The organism is Moellerella wisconsensis ATCC 35017, from assembly GCF_001294465.1.
Classification (GTDB): domain Bacteria; phylum Pseudomonadota; class Gammaproteobacteria; order Enterobacterales; family Enterobacteriaceae; genus Moellerella; species Moellerella wisconsensis.
The window spans coordinates 113,127-125,288 of record NZ_LGAA01000006.1; the positions used below are offsets into that span (position 1 = coordinate 113,127).

Consider the following 12,162-nt stretch of genomic DNA (forward strand, 5'->3'; position numbering starts at 1 on the left):
TAATATCAAACAATAACCATAATAATAAGATAAATTTAAAAATTTGAAAAAAACATTTATAAAACCAATTACATTATCAATTAAAAATAAAATCCAAAAAACACATTAGAATAAAATTAAAATACAGGTAAATAAATTAACTCATTGAATAAAAAAACAATTATTAAAATTAAAACAGATAAATTTGTTGGAAAATTAATAATATTAAAAATTATCGTTTACCCGATTAAAAAGCTAGTATATGCTCATCTTATTCCCAAACAACCTCCTGTTATATCGAGTGATTAGATTGAATGATAGGGTGTAAAACCACTAAAAATTAATATAATCACATTTGCGCGTTTCTAATTAATATTAAATTTCAATAAGGATATTGAAGTGAAATTATTAAAATCTATTGTTATATTAAGTACTGTTTGTTGTGCGAATTTAGCTTATGCAGATTTAGGATTTAATAAATCAGCCGATCTAGATGACCAATTAGTATTTATTAATATCGGTCCCTCAGAAAGTTCCTCATGGGTTCATCCCGCAGCTTTAGGTTCCCCTGCGATTGGCGTCTCAGTAAAAAGTAATGGACTGAGAGTTGCCTTTAAAGGCCTGCTAAATTCACTGTTTTATACCATGCCCACCGATAAACATGATATCTATGACAGCTCTCTTGTACGCCGCCCCGGGACTCATACTAATATTGGTGCCTATAGATTTTCTAAGCTAGATAATGACGAAATTTACTACGGTGAATGGACATATCAATCTGAGGACGCCGACTACCGCAATGTTTATTATACCGGTAAAAATACTACGACTAATATGCCAACTGAAGGGATCGCTATCTATACCACTCAAGGGATAAGCTATAACAGTCACCAAGCGGGACCAGTTACAGGTCAGCTAACGGCAGACTTTGCCAAAAATACCTTACATGGTGATTTAGCTAATAACGAATTATCCTTGAATATTGATGCCATTATTATTGATAGTAGCAATCAATTTTCTGGCAACACAATAATGACTCATAATAATAATAACTATATTGGTAATTCAGAAGGTCATTTCTTTAATGATCAAGCTGATGCTTTAGCCGGTATTGCCACTTTTAAAGATAATAGCCAATATGACACTAGCTTCGCGGGTAAAAAACAAGATTAAGCTTTATCACTAACCAGATAATTTTTTATCTACTCGTTAAATTAATTAAATTTATATTATAACCATCTATTTAATTATTCTAGGTGATAATAATTAAAAACGTAAAATATTGGCGTATATTTATCAATATCTAAATAATAGATTAACTCACTAAACGCCGAGATTTTCTCGGTGTTTTCTTTTATCTAACGCATAAAGTAAAAATATGACTAAATTTAATCGATTAAAGTTGTTACTATTTACATTATTCTTAAATTCATTAAACTTGGCCTATAGCCATGAAGTAATTAACAGCCATAATGAAAAGGATTTTCAAGTGTCTGTATTTCAAGCCGTCAATCAAAAAAACTGGTCTGCTGTTAATGACTATTCTTCTGAAATTGAAAGAAATATTGGAACAGAGAATAGCCTTTATTATTTTTTACAGGGTATGCTAGCCTTTGAGAGAAAAAATAATTTAGAAGCTATTAATTTACTAAATCGAGCAATTCATTATCAACCAGATTTTATTCGTGCTAAGTTAGAACTTATTACAATATATTTAAAAAACAAAAATCAAAATTTAGCAAAAGAATTAATAAATGAATTATTATCCCATCAAAATATACCGGAGAAAATTAAAGAAAGATTACGCTATTTATTAAACACTCCGGAATATAAGCATACTAATACCCGTAATCCGTTTTCAGCTCAAATAGCTATCGGCTATCAATATCAAGATAATATCAACCAAACAGCTGATGGCGATTCAATATGTACAGAACAACATCTTACCTCTGGGATATGTTTACAGAAATGGACGGCAACAGAACAAGATTCAGCTCAAGGAGTTTTCTTACGAACTGAACTAAGCTATCAAAAAAATATTCATCCTGCACATGTCTGGCTCAATCAACTTTCTATTAACCATAAACAATATGTTAATGAGCCACAATATAATGAGCTATCTACCCAGATATATTCACGTTACCAATACCAGCAGCCACGCTATCAACTGCATATCGGGCCTAAAATATATTATGAAAATAGTGGTATTACTGGACACAATTATGGTGTGGGGATCCGCTGGGGCGGAATATGGCAACCGAGCCAAGCAAGCCAATGGTTACTCATTGCAGGACAAGAAATAAAGCAGCTAAGCATCCCGAATAATCCATATGCTAACGGCTCACATTTTTACCATCAGCTAATTATTACTCGGCCGCTGTTCTTTGGTGACTTTTTCCAACTGACTGAGTTTTCGCATCACTATCATCGAGATACCAGTAAGGATCATCATCAAATTCAATTTATTACCGGCGTTGACTGGCAATCGATTCCTTACGTTGAACCTAATATTTCTGTCAGTGGGTATCAGCAAAAGTTCCAAAACTTCAATACTATCTTACAAGCTAAGCGACGAGATCGCGGAGTTGGAGTCCACGTAAAGATTAAAACTAAACACTGGCAACTGGCGGGTTTTACACCGACATTAGCATTTTCACATCATTACATAAAAAGTAATGTTGATTGGCTGTATAGCCATCGGCGGAATCATGTTCAGCTATTTTTTGAACGTCGATTTCAATAATTTATTCGGCCATGCTGATTAAACCCGTAAGAGTACTATACCGAAGGGTTCTATATCGAAGGATACTACATTGAAAAATACTATATTGACGAATACTGACTTGAAAAAGGCTATGCTGCAATTTTGCACGCATCATTATATTAGCTCATCCTTTTTTTCGCCAAAATTACTGCTTTGGGGGCTACTTGCTATCACTCTGCATATCACTATTTTTGGTGTTTTCTTCATTACCCCAACATCCAAGCGGATCGATTCCCCGATGCAACAAGGCATACAATCACCTATCACCTCTATCCTGTTGCTCGCACAATCGTTAGTGCCGATAGAAAAGGAGGTCACAGATATAGACATCTCTATTCCACTGTCTCCAGTAAATGGAACCTATAACTTCTCGCCCCAAAAAGCCGTGATAAAAAAGAAACTCGATGATAAAAAGAAACCCATAAAACAACCCAAAAAAATGACCCCAAAAAAGGATAGTAAACAACAACTGGCCGGTAGCAATGAAATCAGTACTATTAGCGGAAATACCATCCCGGGTAAAGAGAATATTCAGGGGCATCAAGGTTCAACAGCCAACAGCTATATTTCAAAATTAAAAAGTGAAATTGAGAAACATAAGCAATATCCAAGGAAAGCCAGAAGATTACGTTATCAAGGTAAGGTGATGATCGAGATGACGGTCGCTAATAATGGATCATTATCGAATATAAACGTGGCTAAATCATCAGGCTATGAACTACTCGATAAAGCCGCTATCGATGCCGTCTATAAATATCGCTCGATTGGTGATAAACCTGCAGAGGTTAAAGATATCCTAAGCTTTAATATGGTATTTTCTTTAGATTGAGGCTATTACATATTGGAATTACGGTTATTTGAAATTGCTCAGAATGAATATTGTTTGAAATTAGCACGGCCATTAATCAAAATAGAAAAGAGGCTCACCACCATTAAACATAAATGGAGGGAGCCAAGCGCAACGATAACCATTGAGTCATCATGCTGTTTATCATTGCTAGAAAGATATAAAAATTGATTACTTACCGATACAAAAACTAGAGAATATTCGACCTAATAAGTCGTCAGAACTAAATTCGCCGGTAATTTCGCTCAATGCCTGCTGTGCTAAACGCAATTCTTCTGCCAATAGTTCACCCGAGCGCGCAACGACTAATTGTTGATATCCACCCTGTAAATGCTCAGCTGCGACATTTAATGCTTGCAAATGACGACGGCGAGCTAAAAAACCGCCCTCGGTATTACTTTCAAAGCCCATACTTTCTTTTAGATGATCGCGCAGCAATTCAATCCCTTCGCCTTCACGTGCCGATAAACGGATCAGTGAATAATCACCGAATTGAGTAAAGCCACTGACCTCCCCCGTAATATCAGTTTTATTGCGAATAACAGTCACCGGTACAGACTCGGGCAAACGGGCAATAAATTCAGGCCAGATTTTTTCGGGTTCAATCGCATCAGTCGTTGTACCATCGACCATAAATAATACGCGATCAGCTTGTTCTATTTCTTGCCATGCCCGTTCAATTCCAATGCGCTCTACTTTATCTGTCGATTCGCGTAAACCGGCGGTATCGATAATATGCAATGGCATACCATCAATATGAATATGCTCTCGTAAAACATCTCGAGTAGTTCCAGCAATATCTGTCACGATAGCGGCGTCTCTGCCCGCGAGCGCATTCAACAGACTGGATTTACCGGCATTAGGGCGTCCGGCAATCACCACTTTCATTCCTTCACGTAATAGGCTTCCTTGATGCGCTTGGGAACGAACAGTATTCAGTTCAGCAATCACTTCATTTAATTTAGCTTCAATAATACCGTCGGATAAGAAATCAATTTCTTCATCTGGAAAATCAATCGCAGCTTCAACGTAAATACGTAAATGCGTTAACGCTTCGACTAACTGATGAACCTGTCCAGAGAAAACACCTTGCAGTGAATTCATCGCTGATCGCGCCGCTTGTTCTGAGCTAGCATCAATCAAATCAGCAATAGCCTCGGCTTGTGCTAAATCGAGTTTATCATTTAAAAATGCCCGCTCAGAGAATTCTCCCGGATTCGCGATACGTAATCCATTGATGGATAAAATACGCTTCAGCAGTAAATCTAAAATAACTGGTCCACCATGCCCTTGCAGTTCAAGAACATCTTCGCCGGTGAATGAATTAGGGCCGGGGAAATATAAAGCTATCCCTTGGTCTAGCGTAGTACCATTTTCATCTTTAAATGGTAGATAATCTGCATAACGAGGTTTGGGTATTTTGCCTAAAACAATTTCAGCAACGGCTGCCGCTTTAGGACCAGATACACGAAGAATACCAACACCGCCACGGCCGGGTGGTGTTGCCTGTGCGACGATTGTATCGTTGGTTTGCATAGTGTCTCTCTAAATAATATTTGGCTAAATTTATCTTTAAAAATAATCAAGGCGGTCTAATGACCGCCTTAAATATAACACTTCATGTCTTGGTGTCGCTAAGTCTTGGACTCAATTACACTGTGACTATTTTTTACCGCGACTATGAAGACCACGTTTTTCCAGACCACGATAAATAATCTGCTGCTGAAGAATGGTCACCAAGTTACTCACGATATAATACAGAACCAGACCTGATGGGAACCATAAGAAGAAGATAGTAAACACAACCGGCATATAGGTCATGATCTTCTGCTGCATTGGATCAGTTACCGCTGTCGGAGACATTTTCTGGATAACAAACATAGTGATACCCATCAGAACAGGCAGGATATAATAAGGATCCTGTGTTGATAAGTCTTGTATCCAACCAAAGAATGGCGCCTGACGTAATTCAACCGAGCCCATCAGCATATAATACAGGGCTAAGAAGATCGGCATCTGAATAAGCAGAGGTAAACAACCACCAAGTGGGTTTACTTTCTCAGCTTTGTACATCGCCATCATTTCTTGGCTCATACGCTGTTTATCATCACCAATACGCTCACGCATCGCAGCTAATTTCGGCTGTAATAAACGCATTTTGGCCATTGACGTATATTGTGCTTTAGTCAGTGGGTACATGATACCGCGCACAATAAAGGTAATGATGATAATCGCAATACCCCAGTTTCCAACGAAACCATGGATAAATTTCAGTAATTTAAACAGCGGCTGAGAAATAAACCATAACCAACCGTAGTCAACACTCAAGTCTAAATGAGGCGCAACCTCAGCCATTTCTGACTGAATTTCAGGGCCTATCCACAATGTTGAGCCATAAGAACCGGTACCATTCGCAGCGATTGAGATGGGTGAACTCTTATAACCAATAATCGCGGATTTTTTATCTAAATCGATAGTATAAAAAGTGCTGGTTTCCTTGCTTTCAGGCACCCATGCTGTTGCAAAATATTGTTGCAACATGGCGACCCAGCCACCTTTAGTCGAAATATTCAGATTCTTATCTTCGATATCACCAAAACTATATTTTTTATAGTTAGTTTCATCTGATGAATAAGCTGCACCACGATAAGTATGCAACGCAAAGTTGCTGCTGCCAGTATCGCGTTCTTTCGGTAAGTTGATGGTTTGTTTCAACTGACCAAAGAAAGCCAGGTTCAACGGACGCTCAGTAGTATTCTGAATACTGTATTCAACATCAACCGCATAATTACCGCGTTTCAGAACATAGGTTTTCTGATAAACAACGCCATCTTTACCGGTGAAAGTCATCGGGATGCGTAATTCATCTTGGCCTTTTTCCAGCACATAACTGTCTGAAGACGTCGTGTAGACTGGACGCATTCCATTATCATAGCCAGGGTTATCTGGGCCATCCTGACCAATCAGACCACTTTGCGCTTGATAAATAAAACCGGGGGTAGTTTCCAGTAAACGGAAAGGATTTGTTGAATCCAGTGTCGCGGGATAGGCTAACAAGTCAGCCTCATCGATATCACCACCACGCGTATTGATGCGTAAATCCAGTACATCAGTTTTAACTGTGATTAGTTTACCTTGCCCACTCTGAGTTACCGGTTGGGCATCACTGCTTGGCATATCCGCTTGTTGTGTAGTCTGTACCGCCTTGTTTTGTAGGTCGGCGTTATCGCCTTCCCACGCTTGCCAGACTAGGAACGAAACGAACAGCAAAGCGATGAGTAGAAGATTGCGTTGCGAATCCATCGTTAATGTTCTCTATTATCATCGTTTTTTTTAGGTGGAACAGGGTCGTCTCCACCAGCGTGTAAAGGGTGGCATTTTAATATGCGTTTCGCCGTTAACCAACTCCCTTTTATCATTCCAAACCTGCGCAATGCCTCAATTCCATAATAAGAGCACGTAGGATTAAAACGACAACGAGGCCCCAGCATTGGACTAATAACCAACTGGTAGCCTCTGATCAATGAGATCAGGAGTTTTGAGCCAAGCGACGGTGACGACGCCATAACTTATCCAATGCTTCCGTTATCTGTCGATTGTCTAAATTGGTTATCCCCTTTCTCACCAAGAGCACAAAATCCATAGGAGGTAACTCATGTTGATGCAAACGAAAGTATTCACGTGCTAATCGTTTGATACGATTTCGCTCATGAGCTCGTTTAACATTTTTTTTGGCGATAGTAAGACCGATGCGGGGATGCCCCAGCTCATTAAGGCGACCGAGGATTGTTATCTCCGGTGAACTCGCTCTTTGAGGCTGCTTAAAGACATAATCGAAATGCCTGGGAGTTAACAAACGTAACTCCCGAGGAAAAGCGAGCGTAACCACGTTGATAATGGCTAGCTTTATTACTTAGATGAAGCGGTCAGACGAGAGCGGCCTTTAGCACGACGGCGAGCCAGAACCTGACGACCATTTTTATTGGCCATACGAGCACGGAAACCGTGTGAACGGTTACGCTTCAGTATGGACGGTTGAAAAGTGCGTTTCATAGCGGTTTCTACCTAACTTTAAATTTATTACTGATTCAGTAAACGCGTGGGTAACCAGTGAAATTAATGCTCACCAGACACCTCAATCGCAATATCAATATAGAAAGAGGCAGGATTGTAATAAAAAATTAGCCTCCACGTCAATAAAATGACGCAGTCAGACTGTAATTAATTATAGATTGGCTGACAATAACACCACCTAACAGCAATTAATTGCTATTAGCGGCTCAATTTTAATTGCCCTTCTAACATAGCCCTGCAACCTGCCGAGACCTGTGCCCTAACTCACTAACGTGCTATCTATTAGATTTCGCTGCCGAATCCCAAAGAAAACAACAATACGGAACCCGAATAAACTCGCAACCATTAGCTAAGTAATGACATACAGGGTGCAAGATTATACGGACTCCACCTTAAAGCGCAAGGATCATCGCCAGATCAGATTTATTTTTTTGATCTAACAGACACGCTCATAGATTTGATCTAAAGTTATCCCCAGAATTATACAAGCCTTATATGCCGATAATAGAGTTTGCGAGTAGTTTACGTATCCTCTTTCTCCACAGGAACAACGCATTATCCTTACCTGTGGATAAAAAGCTGAAAAACTGTGTAAAAGAATGAAGATCTCTGGGTGATTTTACGCTATGATCCACGGTCATCTTGCTGATCAGAAGATCAGAATGTGGTAGATAACCTAGTGATAACTAGATCTAGATATATAGATAAAGAAATACACTAGATATAGAAATCAATAAGTCTATCGCTGAACAACATCAAAGGTTGCTTTCTGGTCTATGGCAAAAGATAAGCGCCTATTAGTTATTCTATAGTTAAATCTGTAGTTAAATCTGTAGTTAAATCCATAATCTTTGTTTTCATTTATCTTGTTTTAGGGGAGTCCGACGTGTCACTTTCGCTTTGGCAGCAATGTCTTGCCCGATTGCAGGATGAATTACCTGCCACAGAATTTAGTATGTGGATACGCCCCCTTCAGGCTGAACTGAACGACAACACGTTGGCGTTATATGCGCCTAACCGTTTTGTTCTTGACTGGGTAAGAGATAAATACATTAACAATATCAATGAATTGTTGAATGATTTTTGTGGTTCAGATGCACCGGTCTTACATTTTGAAGTCGGCAATAAGCCGATGCAAAGAGTCGCGACGAGCAATAGCGTTCGTGGCACCAGTGTACCATCATATACGACCTCGTCTCCTACCCCGCCGGTCAGACCCAGCTGGGATAATTCAACCAAAGTGCAGCCCGATGTCTCTTATCGTTCGAATGTGAACCCTAAGCATACATTTGATAACTTTGTTGAAGGTAAATCCAACCAACTTGCCCGTGCTGCGGCAAGACAAGTGGCAGAGAATCCTGGTGGCGCCTATAACCCACTATTTTTATACGGTGGTACAGGGCTAGGTAAAACGCATCTTTTGCATGCTGTCGGTAATAGCATCATGCAACATAAAGAGAATGCGCGCGTTGTTTATATGCACTCTGAACGATTTGTTCAAGATATGGTCAAGGCATTGCAAAATAATGCGATAGAAGAATTCAAACGCTACTATCGTTCTGTTGATGCACTGCTGATTGATGATATCCAATTTTTTGCCAATAAAGAGCGTTCACAAGAAGAATTTTTCCATACTTTTAATGCGCTTCTGGAAGGCAATCAACAAATTATTTTAACCTCAGATCGCTACCCAAAAGAAATTAATGGCGTAGAAGATAGACTAAAATCTCGTTTTGGTTGGGGACTAACGGTCGCGATTGAGCCACCTGAGCTTGAAACGCGTGTCGCTATCCTAATGAAAAAGGCTGATGAAAATAAAATTCAGCTACCGGGCGAAGTGGCCTTCTTTATTGCTAAACGTCTGCGTTCCAATGTACGAGAGCTAGAAGGTGCATTAAACCGCGTGATCGCTAACGCAAATTTTACCGGGCGAGCAATTACAATTGATTTTGTTCGTGAGGCATTGCGTGACCTTTTAGCGTTGCAAGAAAAATTAGTTACTATTGATAATATTCAGAAAACTGTCGCTGAATACTACAAAATCAAAGTGGCGGATCTCCTTTCTAAACGTCGTTCCCGTTCTGTCGCACGACCAAGACAAATGGCAATGGCACTAGCAAAAGAGCTGACTAACCACAGTTTACCCGAGATCGGAGATGCCTTTGGTGGCCGTGACCATACCACGGTATTACATGCCTGTCGTAAAATTGAACAATTGCGCGAAGAAAGCCATGACATCAAAGAAGATTTTTCTAACTTAATCAGAACATTATCATCTTAAGTATTATGAAATTTATCATCGAACGTGAGCAGTTATTAAAACCGTTACAGCAAGTCAGCGGCCCTTTAGGGGGACGTCCTACGTTGCCTATTTTGGGCAATCTGCTGTTACAGGTAAACCAAGGTTCTCTGTTATTAACCGGAACCGATCTCGAAATGGAGATGATGGCACGAGTACCTTTAACTCAAGAACACCAACAGGGCGCAACCACCGTACCTGCTCGTAAATTCTTTGATATTTGGCGCGGATTGCCAGATGGCGCTGAAATTAGCGTAGAACTTGACGAAGATCGTCTGCTTGTGCGTTCTGGTCGTAGCCGATTTTCACTGTCGACGCTCCCCGCCGCTGATTTTCCCAATTTAGATGACTGGCAAAGTGAAGTAGAATTCTCACTGCCTCAATCTACGTTGAAACGACTGATTGAAGCCACGCAATTTTCTATGGCGCATCAAGATGTCCGTTATTATCTCAACGGTATGTTGTTTGAAACCGAAGGACAAATCTTACGTACAGTATCAACGGATGGGCATCGTCTAGCCGTCTGTTCGATGGAAGTCGGCCAAGAACTGCCCGCGCATTCAGTGATCGTTCCGCGTAAAGGCGTGATTGAGTTAATGCGTTTGCTCGATGGCGGTGATACCCCACTGCAATTGCAGATTGGCAGCAATAATATTCGGGCACATGTTGGTGATTTTATTTTCACCTCTAAACTGGTCGATGGTCGTTTTCCGGATTACCGCCGTGTGCTACCTAAAAATCCAGATAAAACATTAGAAGCACGCTGCGATATACTGAAACAAGCTTTTTCGCGTGCCGCTATTTTATCTAATGAAAAATTCCGCGGTGTTAGACTGTATTTCAGTGAAAATCAGCTAAAAATTACGGCTAATAATCCGGAGCAAGAAGAAGCCGAAGAAATTGTCGATGTACACTATCAAGGTGGAGAAATGGAGATTGGCTTCAATGTCAGCTATATCTTGGATGTTCTCAATACCTTAAAATGTGAGGAAGTTACGTTATTCCTGACAGACGCCGTATCCAGTGTGCAAATCGAAGATTCAGCCAGTCGTTCGGCTGTTTATGTCGTTATGCCAATGCGTCTGTAATACTGACAATTTATGATCCTTTCGCGTCTACTTATCCGCGATTTTCGTAATATAGAAAATGCGGATCTCTCACTGGCCAGTGGTTTCAATTTTCTAATTGGGCCCAATGGCAGTGGGAAAACCAGTATTTTGGAAGCTATTTATACCTTAGGCCATGGGCGGGCGTTTCGTAGTATTCAGGCAGGCCGAGTGATTCGCCATGAGCAGCAGCAATTTATTCTGCATGGGCGCCTTAGCCATATGACCGACGAACGCGGTGAACTGGCATTAGGTTTGAGTAAAGATCGCAATGGTGACAATAAAGTCAGAATTGACGGTACTGACGGGCATAAGATAGCAGAACTGGCAAAATTATTGCCGATGCAACTTATTACCCCCGAAGGCTTTACACTATTAAATGGCGGTCCAAAATATCGCCGAGCCTTTATTGATTGGGGATGTTTTCATAATAACTCCCTGTTTTTTTCTGTCTGGTCGGATTTAAAACGACTTCTTAGACAACGTAATGCCGCATTGCGGCAAGTTAGCCATTATAGGCAAATGCGGCATTGGGATAAAGAAATCGCCCCTTTAGCGCATCAAATTAGTCAATGGCGCACAGACTATACCGCAGGAATTGCGGAAGATATTGAAAATACGTGTAAACAATTTTTGCCTGAATTTTCACTCTCTGTCTCGTTCCAGCGAGGATGGGACAAAGAAACCGATTATTCAGAGTTGCTAGAGCGCCAGTTTGAGCGTGATAAAGCGCTAACCTATACAGCCACAGGACCCCATAAGGCAGATCTACGTATCCGTGCAAACGGAACTCCTGTCGAAGATATGTTATCCCGTGGTCAGTTAAAATTGCTGATGTGTGCATTACGGTTAGCGCAGGGTGAATATTTCACCCGACAGAGCGGACAACGATGTCTGTATCTGCTGGATGATTTTGCCTCAGAACTTGATGCAGGCCGCCGCCAGTTACTGGCAGCTCGCCTCAAAGCTACGCAAGCTCAGGTGTTTGTCAGTGCGATAACCCCTGAGCAAGTTAAAGACATGATTGATGGAAACAGCAAGATGTTTAGCGTAGAACATGGCAAAATAGAGGTTCAACCACAGGATTAGAAAT

At 40.4% G+C, this 12,162-nt stretch carries 11 protein-coding genes; 6 read left to right on the forward strand and 5 right to left on the reverse strand.

The genetic code is table 11. The features are described 5' to 3' along the window. The first annotated feature begins 378 nt into the window (after positions 1-378). The 3 genes from M992_RS02970 to M992_RS02980 all read left to right on the forward strand — a co-directional run bounded on the left by M992_RS02970 (position 379) and on the right by M992_RS02980 (position 3,572). Entirely contained in the window at positions 379-1,152 is a 774-nt protein-coding gene (locus tag M992_RS02970) for a Slam-dependent surface lipoprotein (protein ID WP_053907261.1), read from the forward strand. A 316-nt stretch (positions 1,153-1,468) separates the two neighbouring features. Further along, positions 1,469-2,722, forward strand: a complete 1,254-nt coding sequence (locus tag M992_RS02975; protein ID WP_162200736.1) for a surface lipoprotein assembly modifier — start codon at positions 1,469-1,471, stop codon at positions 2,720-2,722. Positions 2,723-2,792: 70 nt separating this feature from the next. Further along, a complete protein-coding gene (locus M992_RS02980) occupies positions 2,793-3,572 on the forward strand; it encodes an energy transducer TonB (protein WP_053907263.1) in 780 nt (259 codons plus the stop codon). 189 nt (positions 3,573-3,761) lie between these two features. Here M992_RS02980 and mnmE read toward each other — a convergent pair whose 3' ends face one another. From mnmE to rpmH, 5 genes are all read right to left on the reverse strand, one after another. Beyond that, a complete protein-coding gene (gene mnmE / locus M992_RS02985; protein WP_047254775.1) occupies positions 3,762-5,126 on the reverse strand; it encodes a tRNA uridine-5-carboxymethylaminomethyl(34) synthesis GTPase MnmE in 1,365 nt (454 codons plus the stop codon). Positions 5,127-5,252: 126 nt separating this feature from the next. Continuing rightward, the gene (gene yidC / locus M992_RS02990; protein WP_047254776.1) at positions 5,253-6,893 is read right to left on the reverse strand and encodes a membrane protein insertase YidC; all 1,641 of its coding nucleotides are present in this window, start codon (positions 6,891-6,893) and stop codon (positions 5,253-5,255) included. 2 nt (positions 6,894-6,895) lie between these two features. Continuing rightward, complete coding sequence (gene yidD / locus M992_RS02995; protein WP_047254777.1) at positions 6,896-7,156, reverse strand: membrane protein insertion efficiency factor YidD; 261 nt, start codon at positions 7,154-7,156, stop codon at positions 6,896-6,898. Beyond that, positions 7,120-7,479: a ribonuclease P protein component gene (gene rnpA / locus M992_RS14640; protein ID WP_072057311.1), complete on the reverse strand. Its 360-nt coding sequence runs from the start codon at positions 7,477-7,479 to the stop codon at positions 7,120-7,122. Before rnpA ends, yidD begins: the two co-directional genes overlap by 37 nt. A 20-nt stretch (positions 7,480-7,499) precedes the next feature. Beyond that, positions 7,500-7,643 (reverse strand): 50S ribosomal protein L34, encoded by a 144-nt coding sequence (gene rpmH, locus M992_RS03000; RefSeq protein ID WP_047254778.1) that lies wholly within the window; start codon positions 7,641-7,643, stop codon positions 7,500-7,502. 907 nt (positions 7,644-8,550) lie between these two features. Between rpmH and dnaA the strand changes: the two genes are divergently transcribed. The 3 genes from dnaA to recF are packed head-to-tail and all read left to right on the forward strand — an operon-like array spanning position 8,551 to position 12,158. Next, the gene (gene dnaA, locus M992_RS03005; protein ID WP_047254779.1) at positions 8,551-9,945 is read left to right on the forward strand and encodes a chromosomal replication initiator protein DnaA; all 1,395 of its coding nucleotides are present in this window, start codon (positions 8,551-8,553) and stop codon (positions 9,943-9,945) included. A gap of 5 nt (positions 9,946-9,950) precedes the next feature. After that, on the forward strand, positions 9,951-11,051 hold the full coding sequence (dnaN, locus tag M992_RS03010) for a DNA polymerase III subunit beta (RefSeq protein ID WP_053907264.1): 1,101 nt from the start codon (positions 9,951-9,953) through the stop codon (positions 11,049-11,051). A gap of 12 nt (positions 11,052-11,063) precedes the next feature. Beyond that, complete coding sequence (gene recF / locus M992_RS03015; RefSeq protein WP_053907265.1) at positions 11,064-12,158, forward strand: DNA replication/repair protein RecF; 1,095 nt, start codon at positions 11,064-11,066, stop codon at positions 12,156-12,158. The last annotated feature ends 4 nt before the right edge of the window (positions 12,159-12,162 follow it).